Source organism: Bradyrhizobium sp. ORS 86 (genome assembly GCF_045571475.1).
Taxonomy (GTDB): domain Bacteria; phylum Pseudomonadota; class Alphaproteobacteria; order Rhizobiales; family Xanthobacteraceae; genus Bradyrhizobium.
This window is the reverse complement of record NZ_CP120699.1, coordinates 3302709-3328185: the sequence shown is the minus strand read 5'-3', so window position 1 is coordinate 3328185 and position 25477 is coordinate 3302709. Positions and strand designations below refer to the sequence as shown.

Sequence of the window (25477 nt, the reverse complement as noted above, 5' to 3'; positions counted from 1 at the left end):
CACAAAAAAACGGCGCCCGAAGGCGCCGCTTTCGAAACCTTGGCTCGAGACCGGCTTACGCCGCCTCGGCTTCCTTCTCCTGCGTCGGGCCGGAGTCCTGACCCTTGGCATCGACATCGCGATCGACGAACTCGATCACGGCCATCGCCGCGTTGTCGCCGTAGCGGAAGCCGGCCTTGATGATGCGGGTGTAGCCGCCCTGGCGATCCTTGTAGCGGGGCGCCAGCGTGTCGAACAGCTTCTTGACCTGGTCGACGTCGCGCAGCTCGGAGATCGCTTGACGGCGCAGCGCCAGACCGCCCTTCTTGCCGAGGGTGACGAGCTTCTCGACGATCGGCCGCAGCTCCTTGGCTTTCGGCAGCGTGGTGACGATCTGCTCGTGCTTGATCAGCGCGGCCGCCATATTGGCGAACATCGCACGCCGATGTTCTGCGGTGCGGTTGAGCTTCCGATGAACCTTGCCGTGACGCATTGACTTATTCCTTTTTCAATTCTGTCGCGGTGGTTCAGCGACAAGTTTCCCAGGTGGGCTTCCTGCGTTCGCCCAAGACACGAGTAGAGAATGGTGAATAGCGAATGGCTTCCATTCGCTATTCCCTCATCGCTATTCGCTCAGTAGTGATCCTCGAAGCGCTTGGCGAGCTCGTCGATGTTCTCCGGCGGCCAGCCCGGCACCTCCATGCCGAGATGCAGACCCATCTGGGCCAGCACTTCCTTGATCTCGTTCAGCGACTTGCGGCCGAAGTTCGGGGTGCGCAGCATTTCCGCTTCCGACTTCTGCACGAGATCGCCGATGTAGACGATGTTGTCGTTCTTCAAGCAGTTTGCCGAACGCACCGACAACTCGAGCTCGTCGACCTTCTTGAGGAACGCCGGATTGAAGGCGAGATCCGGGATGATCTCCTGCGCGACTTCCTTGCGCGGCTCCTCGAAGTTGACGAACACGTTGAGCTGATCCTGCAGGATGCGCGCGGCATAGGCCACAGCATCCTCCGGCGAGATCGCGCCGTTGGTCTCGATCGTCATGGTCAGCTTGTCGTAGTCGAGGATCTGACCCTCACGGGTGTTCTCGACCTTGTAGGAGACCTTGCGGACCGGCGAGAACAGGCTGTCGACCGGGATCAGGCCGATCGGCGCATCCTCGGGACGGTTGCGCTCGGCGGCGACGTAGCCCTTGCCGGTCGTGACCGTGAACTCCATGCGGATCTCGGCGCCGTCGTCCAACGTGCAGAGCTGCAACTCGGGGTTGAGGACGGTGATGTCGCCGACGGTCTGGATGTCGCCGGCGGTGACCGCGCCCGGGCCCTGCTTCTTCACGACCATGCGCTTCGGGCCTTCGCCCTGCATCTTGATCGAGATGTCCTTGATGTTGAGCACGATGTCGGTGACGTCCTCACGAACGCCAGCGATCGAGGAGAACTCGTGCAGCACGCCATCGATATGCACCGACTGCACCGCCGCGCCCTGCAGCGAGGACAACAGGATGCGACGCAGCGCGTTACCGAGCGTCTGGCCGAAGCCACGCTCGAGCGGCTCGGCGACGACGGTGGCGAACCGGGACGCGTCCGAGCCCGGCGTCACCTGCAGCTTGTTCGGTCGAATGAGTTCTTGCCAATTTTTCTGGATCGTCACTGTTTCACCCATGTGCCAGTCGAATGGACGAGCGTGGCGTTGGAGATCGCGGAACAGTCCGCGCGGTCAATGCCAAAAACGATCGCGAGCGACCGGGCCGCCCGCGATTTCAATCAAACACGCCGGCGCTTGCGCGGGCGGCAGCCATTGTGCGGGATCGTGGTCACGTCGCGGATCGAGGTGACGGTGAAGCCCGCAGCCTGCAGCGCACGGAGCGCCGACTCCCGGCCCGAACCTGGGCCGGCCACTTCAACCTCCAGCGTGCGCATGCCGTGCTCCTGCGCCTTCTTGGAGACGTCTTCCGCCGCGACCTGCGCGGCATAGGGGGTCGATTTGCGCGAGCCCTTGAAGCCCATGGTGCCCGCTGACGACCAGGCAATCGTGTTGCCCTGCGCGTCGGTGATGGTGATGGTCGTGTTGTTGAACGACGAATTCACGTGCGCGATGCCGGAGGCGATGTTCTTGCGTTCGCGGCGGCGTACGCGGGTGGCTTCCTTGCCCATTTCTAACCTTTCCTGTGATCTCAGACGCCGCCGTAACGCCAGCGGCTACACCTAAAAAAAGCGATGAGCGAACGGCGGGCAGCGAATAGGACCTATTCGCCACCCTTTGTTCGCTATTCGCCAAATTACTTCTTCTTGCCGGCGATCGCCTTGGCCGGCCCCTTGCGCGTACGCGCATTGGTGTGGGTCCGCTGGCCGCGCACCGGCAGACCGCGGCGATGGCGCAGGCCGCGATAGCAGCCGAGGTCCATCAGACGCTTGATGTTGATGCCCACCTCGCGACGGAGGTCGCCCTCAACCAGATAGTCGCGGTCGATGACTTCGCGGATCTGCAGGACTTCCTGGTCGGTCAACTGGTTGACGCGACGGTCCAGCGGAATCTTGACCTTCTCCATGATGTCGGCGGCGTTCTTCTGGCCGATGCCATGGATGTACTGAAGCGCGATCAGCACGCGCTTGTTGGTGGGAATGTTGACGCCGGCAATACGGGCCACGGACTTCTCTCCTGTCGCCGATCCATCACGGATACGGGCTTCTCAAGTTCTTGCTTTCGCGGGCAAGGTGTCCACAAACGCGAACACGACGCCCTTCCCCTCATGTCCTTTGGGGCCCGGCATCGTCATAAACTATCCGACTTGGATGCGGGGCTTATTAAAGGATTCATGTCGGTTTCGTCAACCGCTCCTAACGCTTAGCTCGCTTTTTCGTGAGCTTTTTTGCTGCCTTCTTGGCGGTTTTCCTGCCCTTCCCGGTGGCCCTGGCCTTGGCCGCCTTTTTGGCTTTTTTGGCGACCTTGGCAGCCTTCCGGGCCGGTTTGGCGGTCTTTTTGGCGCCTTTGGCGGCCTTTTTGGCTGCCCTGGAGGTCGCCGCAGCCTTCTTGGCGGGCCTCGAAGCCGGCTTGACGGGCTTCCTCGCCGCCGCAGCGGATTTGGCCGATTCGGCAGCCTTCGGTTCCAGCGCGCCGATCGCAGTCAGGATCCGGTTAATCTCGCGGGTGACGTGCTCGATGGTCATCATGCCATCGACGGTCAGGAGCTTCCGCCGCTCCGAGTAATAGTGAATCAGCGGCTCCGTCAGCGAACGGTACTGCGCAAGGCGCTTGGTCAACACTTCCGGCGTATCGTCGAGACGGACCTCCTCGCCGCGCGCCCGGGTCTCCTCGGCACGCTTCTCAACTCGGTCCAGCAGCGCGCTCTCGTTCACGCGCAGTTCGACCACCGCGTCGAGCTTGAGATGCTTCTTCCTGAGCAGTTCGTCGAGCGCGTGGGCCTGCGGAACCGTGCGCGGGAAGCCATCCAGGATGAAACCCTTCTTGGCGTCGGGCTGTTCGATGCGGTCGGCAATGATCCCGACCACGACCTCGTCGGGCACCAGGCCGCCATTGGCCATGATCTCCTTGGCCTGCAGCCCGATCGGCGTGCCGGCGGCAACCGCCGCGCGCAGCATCTCGCCGGTCGAGAGCTGGACGATGCCGTGTTTATGGACCAGCCGCTGCGCCTGGGTCCCCTTGCCCGAGCCCGGCGGCCCCAAAAGGATCAATCTCATGACTAATTCGCCCCCCGGCTAGGTGAGCGAGAGCCGCGCACCCGAGTTTTGAATTTGGTATCGCCGCGCACCCCGATCAGCGGCGACGACCCCTGAGCTTCGACTTCCTGATCAGCCCTTCATACTGATGGGCGAGCAGGTAACCCTGAACCTGCGCCACGGTATCCATCGTCACGCTGACGACGATCAGGAGCGACGTGCCACCAAAGTAGAACGGCACCGAGGCGTAGGAAATCAGAATCTCCGGAATCAGACAGACGATAGCAAGATAGATCGCGCCGAGCACCGTGATCCGCGACAGCACGTAGTCGATATATTCAGCGGTGCGTTCGCCTGGCCGGATGCCTGGAATGAAACCACCATGCTTCTTCAAGTTGTCGGCGGTCTCGGTCGGGTTGAATACGATCGCGGTGTAGAAGAACGCGAAGAACACGATCAGCGCGAGATAAAGGATCAGGAACAGCGGTCGGCCATGGCCGAGCTGCGTGGTGATCCACTGGAACCATTCCGGCCCTTTGCCCGCGTTGAAGTTTGCGACCGTGGTCGGCAGCAGCAGCAGCGACGAGGCGAAGATCGGCGGAATCACGCCCGAGGTGTTGAGCTTGAGCGGCAGATGCGAGGACTGGCCCTCGAACATCTTGTTGCCGACCTGGCGCTTCGGATACTGGATCAGCAGCCGGCGCTGCGCCCGCTCCATGAACACGATGAAGGCGATCACCGCGACCGCCATCACGATGACGATCAGGATCAGGCCGGTCGACATCGCGCCCTGGCGGCCGAGTTCGAGCATGTTGGCGAGCGCCGACGGCAGCTCGGCGACGATGCCGGACAGGATGATCAGCGAGATACCGTTGCCGATGCCGCGCGAGGTGATCTGCTCGCCGAGCCACATCAGGAACATGGTGCCGCCGGTCAGCGTGATCGCGGTCGAGAGGCGGAAGAACATGCCGGGGTCGCTGACGACATTGCCGGCACCTTCGAGGCCGACCGCGATGCCGTAGGACTGGAACAGGGCCAGGATCACCGTGAGGTAGCGGGTGTACTGGTTCAGCGTCTTGCGGCCTGCCTCGCCTTCCTTCTTCAGGGCCTCGAGCTGCGGCGAAACGGTGGTGAGGAGCTGGATGATGATCGATGCCGAAATGTACGGCATGATGTTCAGCGCGAAGATCGCCATGCGGTGGATGCCGCCGCCAGCGAACATGTTGAACATGCCGAGGATGCCGCCGGCCTGGGTGCGGAACACCTGTTCCCAGATGTTGGGATCGATGCCGGGCAGCGGGATGTAGGTCCCCAGCCGATAAACAAGCAGCGCACCCAGGGTGAACCAGATGCGCTTCTTCAGCTCGTCAGCCTTCGCCAGAGCTCCGAAATTGAGGTTTGCTGCAAGTTGTTCGGCTGCTGAGACCATGTTTCGGCTTCTCCCGGAGCCCCCTTTCGCCGACGCCCCCAAGAGAACAGTTCTCCCTGGGGTGGTCGGCAGACACCGGACATTATCTGGTGCTCGGCCGCGATAAGTCCATCATTCGATCGGCGGATCGCCCGCGCCTGGCGCGGGCAATGACGCAGATGTTACGCCGCCTCGCCTTCTTCCTTCTTGGCGGGGGCCAGGATTTTGACCGAACCGCCAGCCTTCTCGACGGCGGCAATGGCCGACTTGGAGGCGCCATGCACCTCGATGGTCAGCTTGGCCTTGATCTCGCCGCGGCCAAGCAGCCGCAGGCCGTCCTTGGCGCGGCGCAGCACGCCGGCCTTCACCAGCGATTCCGCGTTCACGGTCGCAGACGTATCGACCAGCTTGTTGTCGATCGCTTCCTGCAGACGGTCGAGATTGATCTCGGCGAAGTCGAGCTTGAAGATGTTGTTGAAGCCCCGCTTGGGCAGACGGCGATGCATCGGCATCTGCCCGCCTTCGAACCCCTTGATGCGGACGCCCGAACGCGCGGTCTGGCCCTTGCCGCCGCGGCCCGAGGTCTTGCCCTTGCCGGAACCGATGCCACGGCCGACACGCATCCGCTTCTTGCGGGCGCCGGCGTTGTCGGCGATATCGCTGAGCTTCATCGCCCTTCTCCTTATATCTTGCTTACTCGCCGACGACGCGGACGAGATGCTGGACCTTGCTGATCATGCCGCGAACTTCAGGGGTGTCCTGCAGTTCAGCGACCCGGCCGATCTTGTTGAGCTTGAGGCCGATCAGCGTCGAACGCTGCGAGTGATGGCGGCGGATTGCGCTGCCGATCTGCTCGACCTTGATCGTCTTGCTGGCCTTGGCCATGACAATAACTCCAAATAGCGCGCTGGTTTCCCGCGCGGGTTATTCCGCCACCACTTCGGCGTCGCCGCCGACGCGGCGCGACTGCAGGGTGGAGACCTTGATGTTGCGGCGGGCTGCCACCGAGCGCGGCGAATCCTGATGCTTCAGCGCGTCGAAGGTCGCGCGAACCATGTTGTAGGGATTCGACGAGCCGATCGACTTCGCCACCACGTCCTGGATGCCGAGCGTCTCGAACACCGCGCGCATCGGGCCGCCGGCGATGATGCCGGTACCGGCCGGAGCGGCGCGCAGATAGACGCGGCCGGCACCGTGACGGCCGGCGATGTCGTGGTGCAGCGTGCGACCTTCGCGCAGCGCGACACGCGTCAGGTTCCGCTTGGCCGACTCGGTCGCCTTGCGGATCGCCTCGGGAACTTCGCGCGCCTTGCCGTGGCCGAAACCGACCCGGCCCTTCTGGTCGCCGATCACGACCAGCGCCGCAAAGCCGAAGCGCTTGCCGCCCTTGACGACCTTCGCCACGCGATTGATGTGGACGAGCTTGTCGACGAACTCGCTGTCGCGCTCCTCGCGCTCCCTGCTCCGTTCGCGTCCGCCGCGTTCGCGTTCACCTGCCATGGTGTTTTCCAATCTCTAGGAGGCCTGCGCCTCTTTCCTCGTAATCGTTCGATTCGTTTAGAAGCTCAATCCGCCTTCGCGCGCCGCATCAGCGAGCGCCTTGACGCGCCCGTGATAGATGTAGGCGCCGCGATCGAACACGACTTCCTTGACACCCTTCTGCGCCGCACGCTCCGCCAGGAGCTTGCCGACCGCCTTCGCCGCATCGATGTCGGCGCCGGTCTTGCCGGAGTCGCGCATCGTCTTCTCCAGCGACGAGGCGGACGCCAGCGTCTCGCCCTTCTGGTCGTCGATGACCTGGGCGTAGATGTGCTTCGACGAGCGGAACACCGACAGCCGCGGACGGCCGCCTGCCGAGCGGCGAAGCGCAAGGCGCACGCGCTGCTTGCGCCGGGCATTCGTAACCTTGAGTGACATGACCGGCTCCGTTACTTCTTCTTGCCTTCCTTGCGGAAGATGAATTCGTTGGCGTACTTCACGCCCTTGCCCTTGTAGGGCTCCGGCGGACGGTAGGCGCGGATCTCCGCGGCCACCTGGCCGACACGCTGCGGATCGTTGCCGGTGATCGTGATCTCGGTCGGCTTCGGCACCGCGATGGTGATGCCTTCCGGGATCGCATAGACCACGTCGTGGCTGTAGCCGAGCGCGAGCTGCAGGTTCTTGCCCTGCATCGCGGCGCGGTAGCCGACGCCGGTGATCTCGAGCTTCTTCTCGAAGCCCTTGGTGACGCCCTCGACGAGATTGGCCACCTGCGCGCGCGCGGTGCCGTACATCGCCTGCGCGCGGTTGGTCTTGACGCGCGGAGCGACCTTGATCTGGCTGTTGTCGAACTTCACCTCGACGTCGTCATGCACGACGAACTGAAGCTGACCCTTCGGCCCCTTCACCTTTACCGTCTGACCCTCGACAGTCGCCGTCACACCCGACGGGATCGTCACCGGCCGCTTGCCGATACGTGACATCGTAAAATCCTTCCTCAGAACACCGTGAAGAGAACTTCGCCGCCCACGTTCGCCTCGCGCGCCTCGTGGTCAGCCATGATTCCCTTCGGCGTCGACAACACCGAAATGCCGAGACCGTTGTTCACGCGCGGCAGGTTCTTCACCGAGGCGTAAACGCGGCGGCCCGGCTTCGACACCCGCTCGATCTCGCGGATGACGGGCTCGCCGTCGAAATACTTCAGCTCGATCTCGAGCTCGCTGCGGCCGCTCGCATGCTCGACGCTGGCGTAGCCGCGGATGTAACCCTCGGCCTTCAGCACCTCGAGCACGTTGGCGCGCATCTTCGAGCCGGGGCTCGAGACCTTGGACTTCGAGCGCATCTGCGCATTGCGGATGCGGGTGATGAGATCGGAGATCGGATCGTGCGTAGACATGGTTCCGACCCTCCCTTACCAGCTCGACTTCACGAGCCCGGGAACCAGGCCCTTGGAGCCGAGTTCACGCAGCGCGATGCGCGATAGCTTGTTCTTGCGATAGTTCGAGCGCGGACGCCCGGTCAGCTCGCACCGGTTGCGGATGCGCGTAGGCGACGAGTTGCGCGGCATCTCGGCGAGCTTCAGGGTCGCCGCGAAGCGCTCTTCCATCGGCTTGGTCTTGTCGGCGATGATCGCCTTCAGCTTCTCGCGGCGCGGAGCGGCGTTCTTCGCCATCCGCTTGCGCCGGTTGTTCTTCTCGACTGAACTCTTCTTTGCCATGCTTGGCTCCTGGGTATCCGCGTTTGAGTTGCCTTGACTCAGCTACTCACTGCCGGAACGGGAAATTGAAAGCGGTCAACAAGGCGCGCGCCTCGTCGTCGGTCTTGGCGGTGGTGCAGACCGTGATGTCCATGCCACGCGCTTCCGAGACCTTGTCGAAGTCGATCTCGGGGAAAATGATGTGCTCCTTGATGCCGAGCGAATAATTGCCACGGCCGTCGAAGCTCTTCGGGTTCAGGCCGCGGAAGTCACGGACGCGGGGCAGCGCCACATTCACCAGGCGGTCGATGAACTCGTACATATGGGCCTTGCGCAGCGTGACCTTGCAGCCGATCGGCTGGTTCTCTCGCAGCTTGAAGGTCGCGATCGCGACACGCGAATAGGTCACGATCGCCTTCTGGCCGGCGATCTGGCTAAGCTCGGCAGCCGCGGTCTCGGCCTTCTTGCGGTCGTTGACGGACTCGCCGACGCCCATGTTGAGCACGACCTTGTCCAGGCGTGGAACCTGCATCACGTTGGCATAGCCGAACTTCTCGGTCAGCATGCCGCGGATCTTCTTGTCATACTCCGCGCGCAGGCGCGGCACGTAAGCGGTATCAGCCATCGATCTCTGCTCCCGAGCTCTTGGCAACACGAACCTTCTTGCCATCGGCCTGAATCTTGAACCCAATGCGGGTCGGCTTTCCGTCCTTGCCGACATACGCAATGTTCGACAGGTGGATCGGCGCCTCCTTGGAGATGATGCCGCCCTCCTGGGACTGGGTCTGCTTCTGGTGACGCTTCACCATGTTGATGCCGCGGACGAGAGCCTTGTTCTCGTCCGGACGCACCTCGAAGACCTCGCCGGTGCGACCCTTGTCGCGGCCGGTGAGCACGATGACCTTGTCGCCTTTGCGGATCTTGGCAGCCATCACAGCACCTCCGGCGCGAGCGAAATGATCTTCATGTGGTTCTTGGCGCGAAGTTCGCGCGGCACCGGCCCGAAGATACGGGTGCCGACCGGCTCCGACTGGTTGTTGATCAGCACGGCGGCGTTGCGGTCGAAACGGATCACCGAACCGTCGGCGCGGCGGATGTCCTTGCGGACCCGCACCACGACGGCCTTCATCACGTCGCCCTTCTTCACCTTGCCACGCGGAATGGCTTCCTTGATCGACACAACGATAATGTCGCCCACGGTGGCATAGCGGCGCTTGGAGCCTCCAAGCACCTTGATGCACATGACACGGCGTGCGCCTGAATTATCGGCCACGTCGAGGTTGGTCTGCATCTGAATCATTGATGCACCTCGTCCTCTTTCTGCGCTTTAGCGCGCTCAAAATTTCCCTGAAATGCCTCGGCCAAGCCGAAGTGATCAGGCCGTTTTCTTGTGTTCGCCCCGGACCACGGTCCAGCGCTTCAGCTTCGAGATCGGCTTCGATTCCTCGATCCAGACCGTGTCGCCAGGCTTGAACTGGTTGTTCTCGTCGTGCGCGTGGTAGTTCTTGGAACGGCGGATCGTCTTCTTGTAGATCGGATGGGTGAAGCGGCGATCGACGCGCACCACCACCGTCTTGGCTTGCTTGTCGCTGACGACCACGCCCTGCAGAGTACGTTTCGGCATAGCTGGCCCCTTACTTCTTCTTCGCGCGCTGCTCGGCAGCGATGGTCTTGATACGGGCGATGTCGCGGCGGGCTTCCCGCATCCGCGAGGTGTTCTCGAGCTGACCGGTGGCGCGCTGGAAGCGGAGGTTGAAGCGCTCCTTCTTCAGGTTGAGGATCGCATCCTCCCGCTGGTCGTCGCTCATCGCGCGAATGTCTTCAACTTTCATCTCGGCCATGGCGATTACTCCGCAATGCGCGCGACGAAGCGCGTCTTGATCGGCAGCTTGGCGGCGGCGAGCGACAGCGCTTCCCTCGCGGTCTGCACCGGCACGCCGTCGATCTCGAACATCACGCGGCCCGGCTTGACCCGGACCACCCACAATTCCGGCGAACCCTTGCCTGAGCCCATGCGGACTTCGGCAGGCTTCTTCGACACCGGCACGTCGGGGAACACGCGGATCCAGACGCGGCCGGCGCGCTTCATGTGACGGGTCAGCGCGCGGCGGGCGGCTTCGATCTGACGGGCGGTGACGCGCTCAGGCTCCATCGCCTTCAGGCCGAACTGGCCGAACGCCAACGTCGCGCCAGAGGTCGCAACGCCGTGGATACGGCCCTTATGCGCCTTCCGGAACTTCGTTTTCTTAGGTTGCATCATGGCTTTAAGCCCTCAAATTCCTGCTTTGCCTCAAGCGGCCGCCGCATCGCGACGCGAACGCGGGGTGTCGCCTTCGGCCATCTTCTTGTCCTGGGCCATCGGATCGTGCTCGAGGATCTCGCCCTTGAAGATCCAGACCTTGACGCCGCAGGTGCCGAAGGTCGTGAACGCGGTCGCAACGCCATAGTCGACGTCGGCACGCAGCGTGTGCAGCGGCACGCGGCCCTCGCGGTACCACTCCATGCGCGCGATTTCAGCGCCGCCAAGACGACCCGAGCAGTTGATGCGGATGCCTTCGGCACCGAGGCGCATCGCCGACTGCACGGCGCGCTTCATGGCGCGGCGGAACGCAACGCGGCGCTCGAGCTGCTGGGCGATCGATTCGGCGACCAGGGTTGCGTCGAGCTCCGGCTTGCGGATCTCGACGATGTTGATCACGACGTCCGACGAGGTGATGTCGGCGACCTTCTTGCGCAGCTTGTCGATGTCGGCGCCCTTCTTGCCGATCACCACACCCGGACGCGCCGAGTGGATCGTCACGCGGCACTTCTTGTGCGGACGCTCGATCACGATGCGCGCCACAGCCGCCTGCTTGAGCTCCTTGTGCAGGATCTCGCGGATCTTGACGTCCTCGTGCAGCAGCTTGCCGTATTCCTGCTTGCCGGCGAACCAACGGGAATCCCAGGTCCGGTTGATGCCGAGACGCAGCCCGATTGGATTGATCTTTTGACCCATCGTCTTCTCCTGCGCCCTTAAGCGCTTGCCTCGGCCTCGACCTGACGAACCACGATGGTCAGGTGCGAGAACGGTTTGTACACACGGCCCGAACGGCCACGACCACGCGGCGCAAAGCGCTTCATCACGAGACCATTGCCGACATGCGCCTCGGCAACGACGAGATCGTCGACATCGAGGTCATGGTTGTTCTCGGCGTTCGCGATCGCCGACTCCAGGCACTTCTTGACGTCGACCGCGATCCGCTTGCGCGAGAACTGCAGGTCGGCGAGCGCAGCAGACGCCTTGCGGCCGCGGATTAGCTGCGCCACCAGGTTGAGCTTCTGCGGGCTGACGCGCAGCATGCGGGCGACGGCCTTGGCCTCATTGTCCGCGAGGCTACGTTCGCGCTTTGGTTTGCTCATCGTCTATTCCTCAAGCCTTCTTGGCTTTCTTGTCGCCCGAATGGCCGTGGAAGGTCCGGGTCGGCGAGAACTCGCCGAACTTGTGACCCACCATTTCCTCGTTGACCGCGACCGGCACATGCTTCTGGCCGTTGTAGACGCCGAACGTCAGGCCGACGAACTGCGGCAGGATGGTCGAGCGGCGGCTCCAGATCTTGATGACATCGTGACGGCCGGACGCGCGCGCGGCATCTGCCTTCTTGAGCAGAGAGCCTTCGACGAACGGGCCTTTCCAGACTGAACGAACCATGTCCGGCGTTCCTTACTTCTTCCGCTTGTGGCGGCTTAGGAGAATGAATTTGTTGGTCGACTTGTTGGTGCGGGTCTTCTTGCCCTTGGTCGGCTTGCCCCACGGAGTAACCGGGTGGCGACCGCCCGAGGTACGACCTTCACCACCGCCGTGCGGGTGATCGATCGGGTTCATGACGACGCCGCGGTTGTGCGGACGCCAGCCGAGCCAGCGGGTCCGACCGGCCTTGCCGATCGAGATGTTCATGTGATCGGGGTTCGACACCGCGCCGATCGTGCCGCGGCAACGGCCGTGCACCAAGCGCTGCTCGCCCGAGTTCAGTCGGATGATCACGTAGTCCTGGTCGCGGCCCACGATCTGGGCGTAGGTACCGGCCGAGCGCGCGAGCTGCCCGCCCTTGCCGATCTTCAGCTCGATATTGTGCACGATCGTGCCGACCGGCATGTTGCCGAGCGGCATGACGTTGCCGGGCTTCACGTCGACATAGTTGCCGGCGACGACGGTGTCGCCCGCCGCCAGGCGCTGCGGCGCCAGGATGTAGGCCTGCTCGCCGTCCTGGTACTTGATCAGCGCGATGAACGCGGTGCGGTTCGGATCATATTCCAGCCGCTCCACGGTCGCCGGCACGTCCACCTTGTCGCGGCGGAAGTCGACGGTACGGTAGGCCTTCTTGTGGCCGCCGCCGCGGAATCGCACGGTGATGCGGCCGGTGTTGTTGCGGCCGCCCTTGCCGAGCTTGCCCTCGGTCAGCGTCTTTACCGGCTTGCCCTTGTAGAGCGCCGAACGATCGACCATGACCAGCTGGCGCTGGCCCGGCGTCGTGGGATTGTAGGTTTTCAATGCCATCGTCGTTGCGCCTTATAGTCCGGTAGTCACGTCGATCCGGTGGCCCTCTTCCAGGGTCACGATCGCGCGCTTGGTATCCGACTGCGAGCCGAGATTGCCGCGGAACACCTTGGTCTTGCCCTTGCGAACGAGGGTGTTGACGCTCTTCACCTTGACGTCGAACAGCTTCTCGATCGCTTCCTTGATCTGCGGCTTGGTGGCCTTGCCGGAGACCTTGAACAGCACCTTGTTGTGCTCGGAGGCGAGCGTCGCCTTTTCCGTCACGACAGGAGCGACGATCACATCGTAGTGGCGCGGATCAATATTCTTCATTTGAAGCGCGCCTCCAGCGCATCAACCGCAGCCTTGGTCAGCACCAGCTTCTGGCGGCGGAGAATGTCGTAGACGTTGATGCCCTGGATGGGCAGCACGTCGATGTTCGGGATGTTGCGGGCCGCGGTCGCGAAACCGGCGTTCAGCTCCGCGCCGTCGATGATCAGCGCGTTGGTGAGCCCGAGGCCGGAGAAGTGACCGAGCAGCGCCTTGGTCTTGGCTTCCTTGACGGCAGCGCTGTCGATCACGACAAGCCCGCCGTCCTTGGCCTTGGCCGACAACGCATGCTTCAGCGCCAGCGCACGCACCTTCTTCGGCAGGTCGGTCGCATGCGAGCGAACGACCGGGCCGAACGCACGGCCACCGCCGCGGAACTGCGGCACGCGCGCCGAGCCGTGACGGGCGCCGCCGGTGCCCTTCTGCTTGTACATCTTCTTGCCGGTGCGCCAGATCTCGGCGCGGCCCTTGGCCTTGTGGGTGCCGGCCTGACGCTTGTTGAGCTGCCACTGCACGCAGCGCTGGATGATGTCGGCGCGCGGCTCGAGACCGAAGATCGCGTCCGAGAGCTGAACCGATCCGGCGTCCTTGCCTTCAAGGGTCGTGACTTTCAGTTCCATCTCACGCGCCCTCCTTCTCGGCCGCAGCCTCGGCAGCTTCGCCGCCGGCAACCTTGAACTTGCCAGGCTTCGGGGCTTCCTTCGGCAGCGGCTTCTTCACCGCGTCGCGCACCGAGATCCAGCCGCCCTTGGAGCCGGGGACGGCGCCTTCGACGAGGATCAGGCCGCGCTCGACGTCGGTCTGCACCACGCGCAGATTGAGCGTGGTGATGCGATCGACGCCCATGTGACCGGGCATCTTCTTGTTCTTCCAGGTCTTGCCGGGGTCCTGACGACCGCCGGTCGAACCGATCGAACGGTGCGAGATCGACACGCCGTGGGTGGCGCGCAGACCGCCGAAGTTCCAGCGCTTCATGCCGCCGGCAAAACCCTTACCGACCGAGGTGCCGGTCACGTCGACAAACTGGCCGACCACGAAATGGTCCGCCTGGATTTCCGCGCCCACCGGGATCAGCGAGTCCTCGGACACGCGGAACTCGGCGACCTTGCGCTTCGGCTCGACCTTGGCGACCGCGAACTGGCCGCGTTCGGCCTTGGGCATGTACACGGTCTTGCGGGTGCCGGCGCCGAGCTGAAGGGCGACGTAGCCGTTCTTCTCGGTCGTGCGGTGGCCCAGCACCTGGCAGTTGCCCAGCTTCAGCACGGTCACAGGGATATGCTCGCCGGCCTCTGTAAAGACCCGCGTCATCCCGACCTTTTGTGCGATCACTCCGGAGCGCATCGGCGTGCTTCCTGTCTTTCTGTCCGCAAGCGGCGGACGTAAAAATCCAAATCCTTAGAGCTTGATCTCGACGTCGACACCGGCGGCCAGGTCGAGCTTCATCAGCGCATCGACGGTCTGCGGGGTCGGGTCGACAATGTCGAGAAGGCGCTTGTGGGTGCGCATCTCGAATTGCTCGCGGCTCTTCTTGTCAACGTGCGGCGAACGGTTGACGGTAAACTTCTCGATGCGGGTCGGCAGCGGAATGGGTCCGCGAACCTGCGCACCGGTGCGCTTCGCCGTGTTCACGATCTCACGGGTCGACGTATCGAGGATTCGATGGTCGAACGCCTTGAGACGGATGCGAATGTTTTGGCCGTTCATTGCCGTATTCTTTCTTTAGTGAGTGGCGAGTAGCGAATAGCGAATGGAGTGATCCACCCGCTACTCGCCATTCCCTATTCGCGTTCTTACTCGATGATCGCGGCGACGACGCCGGCGCCGACGGTGCGGCCGCCTTCGCGGATCGCGAAGCGCAGCTTTTCTTCCATCGCGATCGGCACGATCAGGTGCACTTCCATCGCGATGTTGTCACCCGGCATCACCATCTCGGTGCCTTCCGGCAGGTGCACGACGCCGGTCACGTCGGTGGTGCGGAAGTAGAACTGCGGACGGTAGTTCGTGAAGAACGGGGTGTGACGACCGCCCTCTTCCTTGGTGAGGATGTAGGCCTCAGCCTTGAACTTGGTGTGCGGCTTGACCGAACCGGGCTTGCACAGCACCTGGCCGCGCTCGACTTCCTCGCGCTTGGTGCCGCGGAGCAGCGCACCGATGTTGTCGCCCGCCTGGCCCTGATCGAGCAGCTTGCGGAACATTTCGACGCCGGTGACGATGGTCTTCTGGGTCTCGCGGATGCCGACGATTTCGATTTCGTCGCCAACCTTGACGATGCCGCGCTCGACGCGGCCGGTGACCACGGTGCCGCGGCCCGAGATCGAGAACACGTCTTCAACCGGCATCAGGAACGGCTGGTCGACCGGACGCTCCGGCTGCGGAATGTACTCGTCGACATTGCGCATCAGCTCGAGGATGGCGTCATGGCCGAGCTTCTTGTCCTTGTCTTCGAGGGCGGCGAGCGCCGAACCCTTGATGATCGGGATCTTGTCGCCCGGGAATTCGTACTTCGAGAGCAGCTCGCGGACTTCGAGCTCGACGAGCTCGAGCAGCTCCGGATCGTCGACCATGTCGCACTTGTTGAGGAACACGACGAGCGCGGGCACGCCGACCTGGCGGGCGAGCAGGATGTGCTCGCGGGTCTGCGGCATCGGGCCGTCAGCGGCCGACACGACCAGGATCGCACCGTCCATCTGGGCAGCGCCGGTGATCATGTTCTTCACGTAGTCGGCGTGGCCGGGGCAGTCGACGTGGGCATAGTGACGGTTGGTCGTCTCGTATTCGACGTGCGCGGTCGAGATGGTGATGCCGCGCGCTTTCTCTTCCGGCGCCTTGTCGATCTGGTCGTAGGCGGTGAACGTTGCACCGCCGGTTTCTGCCAGCACCTTGGTGATCGCTGCGGTCAGCGACGTCTTGCCATGGTCGACGTGACCGATGGTGCCGATGTTGCAGTGCGGTTTGGTACGTTCGAATTTTGCTTTGGCCATTTGACTCTCCGTTCAATCGTTGACTGCCGTCAACGACAATCAGGCAAACTTCTTCTGGACTTCAGCCGACACGTTCGCCGGAGCTTCGGCGTAGTGATCGAACTGCATGGTGAAGGTCGCGCGACCCTGGCTCATCGAGCGCAGGTTGTTCACGTAACCGAACATGTTCATGAGCGGTACCATCGCGTTGATGACGTTGGCATTGCCGCGCATGTCTTGGCCCTGGATCTGGCCGCGCCGCGAATTCAGGTCGCCGATGACCGAACCGGTGTAGTCTTCCGGGGTCACCACCTCGACCTTCATGATCGGCTCGAGCAGAACAGACTTGCCCATCTGCAGCGCCTCGCGGAAGCAGGCGCGCGTGGCGATTTCGAAGGCCAGCGCCGATGAGTCGACGTCGTGGAACTTGCCGTCGATCAACTGCACCTTGACGTCGACCACCGGGAAGCCGGCGACCACGCCCGAGGACAGCACGCTCTCCAGACCCTTTTCGACGCCGGGGATGTATTCCTTCGGCACCGCACCGCCGACGATCTTCGACTCGAACTCATAGCCCTTGCCGGCTTCGTTCGGCTCGACGATCAGCGTCACGGCCGCAAACTGGCCGGTACCGCCGGTCTGCTTCTTGTGGGTGTAGCTGTGCTCGACCCGCTTGGTGACACGCTCGCGGAACGCCACCTGCGGTGCGCCGATATTGGCGTCGACCTTGTAGGTGCGCTTGAGGATGTCGACCTTGATGTCGAGATGGAGTTCGCCCATGCCCTTGAGGATGGTCTGGCCGGACTCGTGGTCGGTCGACACGCGGAATGACGGATCCTCGGCGGCAAGCTTGGCAAGTGCCACGCCCAGCTTTTCCTGGTCAGCCTTCGACTTCGGCTCGATCGCGATCTCAATCACCGGCTCCGGGAATTCCATCTTTTCGAGGATCACCGGATGGGCCGAATCGCACAGCGTGTCGCCGGTGCGCGCTTCCTTCAGGCCCGCCAGCGCGACGATGTCGCCGGCATAGGCTTCCTTGATGTCTTCGCGGTTGTTGGCATGCATCAGCAGCATGCGGCCGATACGTTCCTTCTTCTCGCGGGTCGAGTTCACCACGCCGGTGCCCGACTGCAGAATACCGGAATAGATGCGGCAGAAGGTGATGGTGCCGACGAAGGGGTCGTCCATGATCTTGAACGCGAGCAGCGCCAGCGGCTCCTTGTCGTCCGCCTTGCGCACAACCTCGTTGCCCTTGTCGTCGGTGCCCCTGATCGCGGGCACGTCGAGCGGCGACGGCAGATAGTCGACGACAGCATCGAGCAACGGCTGCACGCCCTTGTTCTTGAACGCGGAGCCGCACAGCACCGGATAGAACGCGCCGGTCAGCACCGCCTTGCGGATCAGCCGCTTCAGCGTCGCCTCGTCCGGCTCCTTGCCGTCGAGGTAAGCGGCCATCGCATCGTCGTCGAGCTCGACGGCGGCTTCCACCATCTTCTCGCGATATTCCTTGGCCTGGTCGGCGAGATCGGCCGGGATGTCGACGTAGTCGAACTTGGCGCCGAGCGATTCATCGTTCCAGACGATGCCCTTCATCTTCACGAGGTCGACGAGACCCTTGAAGTTGTTCTCGGCACCGATCGGAAGCTGGATCGCGATCGGCTTGGCGCCGAGACGGTCGACGATATCAGACAGGCACTTGAAGAAGTCGGCGCCGGTCTTGTCCATCTTGTTGGCGAAGACGATACGCGGCACCTTGTACTTGTCGCCCTGACGCCACACGGTCTCGGTCTGCGGCTCGACGCCCTGGTTGGAGTCGAGGACGCAAACGGCGCCGTCGAGCACGCGCAGCGAACGCTCGACCTCAATGGTGAAGTCGACGTGGCCGGGGGTGTCGATGATGTTCAGGCGCTTGCCGTTCCAGAACGCGGTGGTCGCAGCCGAGGTGATCGTGATGCCACGCTCCTGCTCCTGCTCCATCCAGTCCATCGTCGCGGCACCTTCGTGCACTTCGCCGATCTTGTGGCTCTTGCCGGTGTAATAGAGGATGCGCTCGGTGGTCGTGGTCTTGCCGGCGTCGATATGCGCCATGATACCGAAGTTGCGGTAGTCCTCGATGGCATGTTGGCGGGGCATGAGACTGTTCCTTAGATTCCGTTGTTCGCCTTACCAGCGATAGTGCGAGAAGGCGCGGTTGGCTTCCGCCATCCGGTGCACGTCTTCACGCTTCTTGACGGCGTTCCCGCGATTGTTCGACGCGTCCAGCAGCTCCGCCGAGAGCCGCTCCGTCATGGTCTTCTCGTTGCGCTCGCGCGCGGCCGAGATCAGCCAGCGGATGCCAAGCGCCTGACGGCGCACCGAACGGACTTCGACCGGCACCTGGTAGGTCGCGCCGCCGACGCGGCGGGAGCGAACCTCGATGGTCGGCATCACGTTCTCGAGCGCCTGCTCGAACACGCCGAGCGGGTTCTGCTTGGTCTTGGCCTCGATCATGCCGAGCGCACCGTAGACGATGTTTTCGGCAACCGACTTCTTCCCGGCGTACATCACCGAGTTCATGAACTTCGTAATGACGATGTTCCCGAACTTCGGATCGGGAAGAACTTCACGCTTCTCGGCAGAATGGCGACGCGACATCTGATCGTTTCCCGCTTACTTCGGACGCTTCGCGCCGTACTTCGAACGACGCTGCTTACGGTTCTTGACGCCCTGGGTATCCAGCACGCCGCGGAGGATATGGTAACGCACGCCCGGCAAGTCCTTGACGCGGCCGCCGCGGATCATGACCACCGAGTGCTCCTGCAGGTTATGGCCCTCACCCGGGATGTAGCCGATCACCTCGAAGCCATTGGTCAGGCGCACCTTGGCGACCTTACGAAGCGCCGAGTTCGGCTTCTTCGGGGTCGTGGTGTAGACGCGCGTGCAAACGCCGCGCTTCTGCGGCGACTGCTGCAGCGCCGGCACCTTCTTGCGCGACTTCTGCACTTCACGTGGATTAGCGATCAGTTGGTTGATCGTCGGCATGCAGCCTTCACCCTTTAGTTCGCGCGAAACCTTCAGTGGCCCCGCAAATTCTTCTCGGGATCAGCCATCCCGTACGGCCCGTTCGGCGCGGAACAAACACCCACGCAAAACGAAATCGCGCCAACCACTCATCGCTGAGCGGAAAGCGCATCGACGCCACAGAGGACCGCGACAAAGAACTGCTCAGCGTTCGCCGTTCAGCCCGCCGCCGAGGTCATGCATCCGAATTCACTCTCAAGAGGACTTGCTCAAGAGAACTAAAATCGTCCTGGCATTGCCTAGCTATCTTCGACAGCGTTTGAGCGGCATTCGTCGAGGTTGGTGCCCGTTCGGCTCCCGAAAAGAGAGCTTGGGGTGTCCCGTTCCGACGCTGGCGTTGCTCACCGCCTGTCGTTAAGTGGCCGCCTTGTATAAGCGCAAGATAGTGAAGTCAAGCAAAACGATAATCAAAGAAACGCCTCTGGCGCCTGCGGATTTCGCATTTCCTCCGCGCTCGCGTGCAGGCCGGATTATGACAACTCCCCGCCTCCACGTCACCTTCGGGCGCGTCGGCTGAATCATATTTTATCCGGGTATAATATAATCAGAAACAATTATTCCCCGATCGGGGTACCGGGGTTGGCCGCAAAACTAAGGTTTCCTTTGCTATTCACGGCGCAAAAAGCGGGTTCTGTCGTCCCGGTACCCCTTCATGCGGCACACCGACATTGCGATCATCGGAGGAGGCCTCGCGGGGTCGACCGCGGCGGCCATGCTCGGGCGCGCCGGGATTTCGAGCATCCTAATCGACCCGCATCAGACCTATCCGTTCGATTTCCGCGTCGAGAAGCTCGGCGGAGTTGAGCAACTGCAGCGATTCGCCGCGACGGGATTCGCAGAATCAGTGCTGCGCTCGGCGACACGGAGCGGCGAAAACTGGATCGCGCGATTCGGCCACCTGCTCGACACTCCCCCGAACCAGCAGTTCGGCATCATGTACGACGAGCTGATCGCGGCGATCCGCGCCGAAATCGCCGGACCGGCGGAATTTATCTGCGACAAGGTCGTCGCTGTCAGGACCAGCGCCGAACGCCAAACGGTAACGCTTTCCAACGGCGACACGATCTCGGCACGGCTCGTGGTGCTCGCCAATGGACTGAACGTCGGCCTGCGCCATAGCCTCGGCATCGGACGCGAGATCACCAGCCCCTGCCACTCCATCTCATTCGGCTTCGATCTCGTGCCGGTCGGACGTTCCGCCTTCCCGTTCGCGGCGATGACTTATTTCTCGGAGCGGCCAAGCGACCGCATCGCCTACCTGACGCTGTTTCCGATCGACGATCGGATGCGCGCCAATCTCTTCACCTATCGTCAAGCCGACGATCCCTGGCTGCGCGCGATGCGGCACAATCCGGTCGAGGCACTCAACGCCGCGCTGCCGCGGTTGCGCCGGATCACCGGCGAGTTCGATGTCTCCGGCGACGTCAGGGTCAGGCCGACCGACCTCTATGTCAGCACCGGCTATCGACAGGCCGGCATTGTGCTGGTCGGCGATGCCTTCGCGGCCACCTGCCCGGTCAGCGGCACCGGAACCGACAAGGTGTTCACCGACGTGGTGCAACTCTGCAGCGTTCACATCCCGGCCTGGCTCGCGACCTGCGGCATGGGTGCGGACAAGATAGCAACCTACTATGACGATCCGCTCAAGGCGGCGTGCGATGCCTGGTCAAACGCCAAGGCGTTCTCGTTCCGCTCGGTGTCGATCGACCCCGGGCTCTATTGGCGCGCTCAGCGCTGGGCGCGCTTTTTCGCCTATTTTGTCAAAGGACGCCTTCGGCGGCTGCGCAGCGGCGACGGCCGGGCGGCGGTGGCGGACGCGGTGCCGCAGACGCCGCAGTAGCTGGTAACCGAGCTGGCGCCCGCCTCCATCCGCTACACAATCCACAAACGGGTGCCGATCAGGTCTGTCCGCCCCGGACGCCGCGCGATCGGCGGACAATCGCAGCGCGGCCGGCTCGCCTGATCTGCGCGTACGTCCGGCAGCAACCACGACGGGATCACTCCTCGTCGTCCTCGTCCTCATCATCGCCGTCGTCATCGTCCGCGCCGTGCAGCGCGTGTCCTTGATCGTCCCAGAGTTTGCGGTAGACGCCGTTCCTGGCAAGCAACTCGGCATGCGAGCCGCGCTCGATCGCCCGGCCGCCCGAGATCACGATGATCTCATCCATTTCGACGACCGAGGTCAGGCGGTGTGTCGACCAGATCATGGTGCGGCCCTTGGCGACCTTGAGCAACGTGCGATTGATCGCAGCTTCCGTGGTCTGGTCGAGAGCCGAGGTCGCCTCGTCGAGCAGCAGCACGGACGGATTGCGGATGATCGCGCGCGCGATCGCGATGCGCTGGCGCTGACCGCCCGACAACGTGTCGCCGCGCTCGCCGACCGGCGTGTCGTATTTCTGCGGCAGGCTCATGATGTAGCGGTGGATCTCGGCCTTCCTCGCGGCGTCCTCGACCTCCGCGTCAGTTGCTCCCTCCTTGCCGAGCCGGATGTTCTCGCGGATCGACATGTTGAACAGCATGTTCTCCTGGAACACGATCGCCATGTTGGCCCGCAGCGATTCCCGCGTCACCTTACGGATGTCGACGCCGTCTATGGCGATGCGGCCCTCGTCCGGCATATAGAGGCGCAAGATCAGGTTCAGTAGCGTGCTCTTGCCGGATCCGCTGGGGCCGACGATCGCGACGCTCTTGCCGGCCTTGAGCTTGAGGCTGAGATTATCCAGCACCGGCGTCAAAGCGCCCTCGTATTTGAACGTCACGTGGTCGAAGCTGATGTCGTTGGTGATGCGGGGCAGATCGGGGGCGCCGGGACGGTCGGCGCCGCGGGTCGGCTCATCGAGCAGTTCCTGGATGTGCTGCACCGCCGCCGCTGACTGGATCGACACCGGAATGAAATGCATGAGGTGGGCGATGTTGTACGACACCTCCCAGAACGCGCTCTCGAAGGTCACGAAAGTGCCGACGGTGATCTGTCCCTTGGTCGCCAGATAGGCGCCGAGCGCCAGCACAACGAGGTGCAGCAGCAGCACCGCGATGGTGACGGTGCGCTCCACCATGGTCGACAGGAACATGGCGGAGGCCGCCTTCGCCCTGACGTCGCGGTTGCGCAGGGTGAACCAGCCGAGCGCCCGGCGCTGCAGGTTGAATGCCTTCACGACCGCCTGCGCGGCCACGTTCTCCTGCACTGTCCCCAGCAGCGCCGCCTCGTTCAGCTTCTGCTCGTAATTCGCCTGCACCGCCTTCGGCGTCAGGATGCGCGGGCCGATCAGTGTGATCGGAAAGATCAGCAGCGCGATCGCGGCGAGCTGCCAGCTCAGGAACAGCATCAGGATGATGCCGGCGACCAATTCGAACAACGGCAGCGCCGCGCTGTTGGCAAAGCTCTTGATCGAGCCCTCGAACGCCGAGAGGTCGATCGAGAAGCGCGACAGTATCTCGCCGCGCTTGGTGCGCGCAAAATAGGCCGACGGCAGATTCTGGACGTGCTCGAACAGCCGCGTCCGTACGTCGGCAATGATGCCGGCGGCGAGCCGCGCATCCCAGCGCTCGTACCACACCGCGATGATCGAGGTGACGATGCCCGCGACGGCAAGCACGCCGAGAATCCTGTAAAGGGCTCCGAAATCCTCCTCGCCGAGCGCGTCGTCGATCAGGAACTTGAGGCTGAGCGGCATGATGACGTTGAACAACGTCTCGACCAGCACGCCGATGGTAACGAACGCGAACGGCTTCTTGTAGCTTGCCAGGATCGGCTTGACGAAGGCGAAGATCGTGGAGAGCGCGCCGGCGGCTTCCTTGGCAGTGAAGACCGCCAATTCCTCGTCGTCATCATCATCGTCGAGGTCGAGTTCGTCGTCGTTATCCTCCTCGTCGTCATCGTCCTGCACCGGCGCGGCGGTCGGCTTCGGCGAGGCCGGCGCGGTCGCGCCGGACGCAACCGCGAGCTTCTTCTTCAGCTCGGGATCGTCGGGATCGAGCAGTTTCGGGGTGTCGGATGCGGGAGACTTTGGCGCCATGAAACCAACCGATGCTCCACGGCCGGCATGACCGCAAATCCACATCGCAGCGGCAATACTGCGGCGGCGATCCTATGCGATCAGGACCAGTTCGGCAAAGCGTTTGGGGCAATCAACGTGTAGTGCGGCGCCCCACGGATTCGGCAGGACCGCCGCTGCACCTTAACGGTTTGTTGACGCGAGATGTCTGCTCGCGCCCATTCCAGCTAATCCTCGTCGGCGTCGACTTTGTCGAAGAAGGAATAGCGCAGGCTATCGGAGTCGGCGTACCACTGCCCCGGCCCCTTGTTGGCAGCGAGCGTCAGCGCCCACAACGCATCGGTGCAGTCGCGGCGATGCATCGCGAGGTCGAACCCGTTGCCGAAGAACAGCTCCGACCATTCCCACCAGGTGCCGAGCTTCTTCACGCCTCGCAGCAGGTCGTAGCGGTCGATCACGGCCGGCGCCATGTCCGAGGTCACCGAGCCGAACACGAGGCCGGTCTTCACCACCCGGTTGAGCTCGCGCACGGCACGCGACACTTGCTTCTCGCCGAGATGGCACAGGCTGGTCTCGAACACGAAGTCGAACTCATTGGCCTTGAACGGCAGGTCGGCGACCGAACCGAGCTTGTTGTACTTCTTCAGCGCCTTCGGCGTCTTGCCATGGATGTAGCGGTTGTTCTCGATGCCCCAGGCGTCGACGCCACGGTCGCGCAACGCGCCGACGAGCTCGCCGCTGGCGGAACCGGCGATCAGCAGCTTGTAGCCCTTGGCCCGGCCCCACACTGTCTTGATCAGATCGATCAGATAATCGGGATCGCTGAATTGGCGCCAGGCATCGCTATACGGGCCGGCGCCGCGATAGTTGTCGAAGTAGCTGCGGTCGATCTTGTCGGACAATGTCGCGTCGGCCTGTGCGCGGGCGCGGCGCAGCCGCATCATCTCGGTGACGACGATGTCGGTGGCGGCGTCCGAGGAGTCGAGCAGCCCGTTCAACGTCGAATCGAACAGATAGTCACCGACCACCACGATGCCCGGATGCTCTTTCGGCTCGGGACGGTGATTGGTCATGATATCGCGCACCGGCAGGCCGCCAGGCAGCGCGTTGACCGACGACAGCCAGCGGTGGATCTTGCCTTCCAGGAAATGCTCGCGCGCATTGCCGAGCGAGGCCGGCAACGACTTCAACGCGGCGTCGATCAGCTCCTGGTCGCTGAGATTGGCGAAGGCGAGCGCATCGGAGCCCGCGATCAGCCAATTCAGCACGCCGTGCCTGCCGACGTCGTGGCGCGCGCCCTCATTGTAGACGCAGCAGCCGCCGAACGCTTCCGACATGAACCAGGCGCCCGGGATCTTCTCGCCCCAGAACGGCTCGTCGAACAGGATCGAGACCCGCAGATAGTGCGCCGGACGGTCGAAATAGGCGACATGCTTGACCATCGACCGGCGCAGCGCCTCGCCGTCCCAGCGCATGGTCGCGAGCCAGGAATGCGGCAGGCAGACCAGCACCAGGTCGAAGTCGCGCGTCTCCGGCCCCTTGCCGTTCATCATGTTGAGCTGGTAACGGCCGCTTGCGGTCTTGCCGACCTTGAGGACGCGGTGATTGAGCTGGATGTCGGCGTCGACTTCCGAACGCAGGCAGTCGATCAACTGCTCGTTGCCGTTCTGGATCGAGTACAGGCCGATATAGCCGTCGACGTCCATCACGTAGTTCTTCAGCGCATTGAGGCCGTTGGTGTTGTGGCTCTCGGTCGCGATGTCGGATCGCGCCATCACCTTGAAGAAGCGCTTGGCGGTGTCGTCCTCGACCTCCTCGTCGAGCACCTGCTCGGCGGTCTTGTAGGCCCATGGGTGCTCGTTGTCGTGAGCGCCGACGCCCTCGTAATATTCGATCGGCGACACCAGCTCGGTGCAGCGCTTGCGGAACGCCTCGATCGCGGCCGCGGTCTTCGCGCCGTATTTGCGACGCATGCCCGCGACATCGGCGAGCAGCTCGCCGTCGAGCTGCACCTGCTCGGCGTCCATCGGAATCGTCTGCAGTCCGAAATGCTGGATCAGGTCGCGCAGCGGGTCCGGCCCCGTCATCGAGTAGTCGTAGATCTCGGCAACGCCGGCCTCGTATGTCGCGGGCGCCGACTCGAATTTGCGCGTGAGAATCTTGCCGCCGAGCCGGTTCGACGCCTCGAAGATCGTGACGCGGCAGAGGTCGCCGAGCTTACGCTTCAAATACCAGGCGCTCATCAGCCCCCCGGGGCCGCCGCCAACGATAGCCAAGTCAAGCATGAGGATTCCGTCGTCTCCGGAAACTGCAAAGCAGCCGGTCTAAGTCAGCCTAGCAAAAGCACTTTTCTGCCTGAAGGAAAGATGAACAAAGT

The 25477-nt window shown here is 63.1% G+C and carries 34 protein-coding genes; 1 reads left to right on the top strand and 33 read right to left on the bottom strand.

Going from position 1 to position 25477, the window contains the following annotated elements; all coding sequences use genetic code 11:
* Positions 1–55: 55 nt before the first annotated feature.
* The 31 genes from rplQ to rpsL all read right to left on the bottom strand — a co-directional run bounded on the left by rplQ (position 56) and on the right by rpsL (position 19066).
* Positions 56–472 carry a 50S ribosomal protein L17 gene (gene rplQ, locus P6U25_RS15160; RefSeq protein WP_280977368.1) on the bottom strand — a complete coding sequence of 139 codons (417 nt, stop codon included), beginning with the start codon at positions 470–472 and terminating at the stop codon, positions 56–58.
* Positions 473–612: 140 nt separating this feature from the next.
* Positions 613–1644 (bottom strand): DNA-directed RNA polymerase subunit alpha, encoded by a 1032-nt coding sequence (locus P6U25_RS15155; RefSeq protein WP_407151941.1) that lies wholly within the window; start codon positions 1642–1644, stop codon positions 613–615.
* Between the two features lie 101 nt (positions 1645–1745).
* A complete protein-coding gene (gene rpsK, locus P6U25_RS15150) occupies positions 1746–2135 on the bottom strand; it encodes a 30S ribosomal protein S11 (protein WP_006021048.1) in 390 nt (129 codons plus the stop codon).
* Between the two features lie 125 nt (positions 2136–2260).
* Entirely contained in the window at positions 2261–2629 is a 369-nt protein-coding gene (rpsM, locus tag P6U25_RS15145; RefSeq protein ID WP_137483446.1) for a 30S ribosomal protein S13, read from the bottom strand.
* Between the two features lie 190 nt (positions 2630–2819).
* Positions 2820–3680, bottom strand: coding sequence for an adenylate kinase (locus P6U25_RS15140; protein ID WP_407151940.1), 861 nt, complete (start codon positions 3678–3680; stop codon positions 2820–2822).
* A 76-nt stretch (positions 3681–3756) separates the two neighbouring features.
* A complete protein-coding gene (secY, locus tag P6U25_RS15135; RefSeq protein WP_407151939.1) occupies positions 3757–5088 on the bottom strand; it encodes a preprotein translocase subunit SecY in 1332 nt (443 codons plus the stop codon).
* Between the two features lie 161 nt (positions 5089–5249).
* Complete coding sequence (rplO, locus tag P6U25_RS15130) at positions 5250–5738, bottom strand: 50S ribosomal protein L15 (protein WP_407151938.1); 489 nt, start codon at positions 5736–5738, stop codon at positions 5250–5252.
* 22 nt (positions 5739–5760) lie between these two features.
* Entirely contained in the window at positions 5761–5952 is a 192-nt protein-coding gene (gene rpmD, locus P6U25_RS15125) for a 50S ribosomal protein L30 (RefSeq protein ID WP_028335461.1), read from the bottom strand.
* A 39-nt stretch (positions 5953–5991) separates the two neighbouring features.
* Positions 5992–6567 (bottom strand): 30S ribosomal protein S5, encoded by a 576-nt coding sequence (rpsE, locus tag P6U25_RS15120; RefSeq protein ID WP_016843761.1) that lies wholly within the window; start codon positions 6565–6567, stop codon positions 5992–5994.
* A 57-nt stretch (positions 6568–6624) separates the two neighbouring features.
* Complete coding sequence (gene rplR / locus P6U25_RS15115) at positions 6625–6984, bottom strand: 50S ribosomal protein L18 (protein ID WP_407151937.1); 360 nt, start codon at positions 6982–6984, stop codon at positions 6625–6627.
* A gap of 11 nt (positions 6985–6995) precedes the next feature.
* A complete protein-coding gene (gene rplF / locus P6U25_RS15110) occupies positions 6996–7529 on the bottom strand; it encodes a 50S ribosomal protein L6 (protein ID WP_407151936.1) in 534 nt (177 codons plus the stop codon).
* 14 nt (positions 7530–7543) lie between these two features.
* Complete coding sequence (rpsH, locus tag P6U25_RS15105; RefSeq protein WP_280977361.1) at positions 7544–7942, bottom strand: 30S ribosomal protein S8; 399 nt, start codon at positions 7940–7942, stop codon at positions 7544–7546.
* A 15-nt stretch (positions 7943–7957) separates the two neighbouring features.
* Complete coding sequence (rpsN, locus tag P6U25_RS15100; RefSeq protein ID WP_280977360.1) at positions 7958–8263, bottom strand: 30S ribosomal protein S14; 306 nt, start codon at positions 8261–8263, stop codon at positions 7958–7960.
* A gap of 46 nt (positions 8264–8309) precedes the next feature.
* Entirely contained in the window at positions 8310–8867 is a 558-nt protein-coding gene (gene rplE / locus P6U25_RS15095; RefSeq protein WP_407151935.1) for a 50S ribosomal protein L5, read from the bottom strand.
* Positions 8860–9174, bottom strand: a complete 315-nt coding sequence (gene rplX, locus P6U25_RS15090) for a 50S ribosomal protein L24 (protein ID WP_280977358.1) — start codon at positions 9172–9174, stop codon at positions 8860–8862. Before rplX ends, rplE begins: the two co-directional genes overlap by 8 nt.
* Positions 9174–9542, bottom strand: coding sequence for a 50S ribosomal protein L14 (rplN, locus tag P6U25_RS15085; protein ID WP_006611848.1), 369 nt, complete (start codon positions 9540–9542; stop codon positions 9174–9176). Before rplN ends, rplX begins: the two co-directional genes overlap by 1 nt.
* Before the next feature lie 75 nt (positions 9543–9617).
* Positions 9618–9866, bottom strand: a complete 249-nt coding sequence (rpsQ, locus tag P6U25_RS15080; RefSeq protein ID WP_407151934.1) for a 30S ribosomal protein S17 — start codon at positions 9864–9866, stop codon at positions 9618–9620.
* Positions 9867–9876: 10 nt separating this feature from the next.
* Entirely contained in the window at positions 9877–10083 is a 207-nt protein-coding gene (gene rpmC, locus P6U25_RS15075) for a 50S ribosomal protein L29 (RefSeq protein ID WP_407151933.1), read from the bottom strand.
* Between the two features lie 5 nt (positions 10084–10088).
* Positions 10089–10502 carry a 50S ribosomal protein L16 gene (gene rplP, locus P6U25_RS15070; RefSeq protein WP_212498891.1) on the bottom strand — a complete coding sequence of 138 codons (414 nt, stop codon included), beginning with the start codon at positions 10500–10502 and terminating at the stop codon, positions 10089–10091.
* Positions 10503–10532: 30 nt separating this feature from the next.
* Entirely contained in the window at positions 10533–11237 is a 705-nt protein-coding gene (gene rpsC / locus P6U25_RS15065; RefSeq protein WP_280977355.1) for a 30S ribosomal protein S3, read from the bottom strand.
* A gap of 17 nt (positions 11238–11254) precedes the next feature.
* Entirely contained in the window at positions 11255–11641 is a 387-nt protein-coding gene (gene rplV, locus P6U25_RS15060) for a 50S ribosomal protein L22 (protein WP_280977354.1), read from the bottom strand.
* Positions 11642–11651: 10 nt separating this feature from the next.
* The gene (gene rpsS / locus P6U25_RS15055; protein ID WP_008136357.1) at positions 11652–11930 is read right to left on the bottom strand and encodes a 30S ribosomal protein S19; all 279 of its coding nucleotides are present in this window, start codon (positions 11928–11930) and stop codon (positions 11652–11654) included.
* Positions 11931–11942: 12 nt separating this feature from the next.
* On the bottom strand, positions 11943–12776 hold the full coding sequence (rplB, locus tag P6U25_RS15050; protein WP_407151932.1) for a 50S ribosomal protein L2: 834 nt from the start codon (positions 12774–12776) through the stop codon (positions 11943–11945).
* 12 nt (positions 12777–12788) lie between these two features.
* Positions 12789–13088, bottom strand: coding sequence for a 50S ribosomal protein L23 (locus tag P6U25_RS15045; RefSeq protein ID WP_044538543.1), 300 nt, complete (start codon positions 13086–13088; stop codon positions 12789–12791).
* Positions 13085–13705, bottom strand: coding sequence for a 50S ribosomal protein L4 (gene rplD, locus P6U25_RS15040; protein WP_407151931.1), 621 nt, complete (start codon positions 13703–13705; stop codon positions 13085–13087). Before rplD ends, P6U25_RS15045 begins: the two co-directional genes overlap by 4 nt.
* Position 13706: 1 nt before the next feature.
* Positions 13707–14426, bottom strand: coding sequence for a 50S ribosomal protein L3 (gene rplC, locus P6U25_RS15035; protein WP_407151930.1), 720 nt, complete (start codon positions 14424–14426; stop codon positions 13707–13709).
* Positions 14427–14480: 54 nt separating this feature from the next.
* A complete protein-coding gene (gene rpsJ, locus P6U25_RS15030; RefSeq protein ID WP_002712302.1) occupies positions 14481–14789 on the bottom strand; it encodes a 30S ribosomal protein S10 in 309 nt (102 codons plus the stop codon).
* A gap of 86 nt (positions 14790–14875) precedes the next feature.
* Positions 14876–16066 (bottom strand): elongation factor Tu, encoded by a 1191-nt coding sequence (gene tuf / locus P6U25_RS15025; protein ID WP_407151929.1) that lies wholly within the window; start codon positions 16064–16066, stop codon positions 14876–14878.
* Between the two features lie 39 nt (positions 16067–16105).
* Positions 16106–18178, bottom strand: coding sequence for an elongation factor G (gene fusA / locus P6U25_RS15020; protein ID WP_407151928.1), 2073 nt, complete (start codon positions 18176–18178; stop codon positions 16106–16108).
* Positions 18179–18208: 30 nt separating this feature from the next.
* Entirely contained in the window at positions 18209–18679 is a 471-nt protein-coding gene (gene rpsG / locus P6U25_RS15015; protein ID WP_280977347.1) for a 30S ribosomal protein S7, read from the bottom strand.
* A 15-nt stretch (positions 18680–18694) separates the two neighbouring features.
* The gene (gene rpsL, locus P6U25_RS15010) at positions 18695–19066 is read right to left on the bottom strand and encodes a 30S ribosomal protein S12 (protein WP_006611834.1); all 372 of its coding nucleotides are present in this window, start codon (positions 19064–19066) and stop codon (positions 18695–18697) included.
* 691 nt (positions 19067–19757) lie between these two features.
* Here rpsL and P6U25_RS15005 point away from each other — a divergent pair.
* Positions 19758–20945 (top strand): FAD-dependent oxidoreductase, encoded by a 1188-nt coding sequence (locus P6U25_RS15005; RefSeq protein WP_407151927.1) that lies wholly within the window; start codon positions 19758–19760, stop codon positions 20943–20945.
* 157 nt (positions 20946–21102) lie between these two features.
* On the opposite strand, the gene P6U25_RS15000 is transcribed toward P6U25_RS15005, so the two are convergent.
* A complete protein-coding gene (locus P6U25_RS15000; RefSeq protein ID WP_407151926.1) occupies positions 21103–23121 on the bottom strand; it encodes an ABC transporter ATP-binding protein in 2019 nt (672 codons plus the stop codon).
* A 206-nt stretch (positions 23122–23327) separates the two neighbouring features.
* Positions 23328–25385: an FAD-dependent oxidoreductase gene (locus tag P6U25_RS14995; protein WP_407151925.1), complete on the bottom strand. Its 2058-nt coding sequence runs from the start codon at positions 25383–25385 to the stop codon at positions 23328–23330.
* Positions 25386–25477 lie beyond the last annotated feature (92 nt).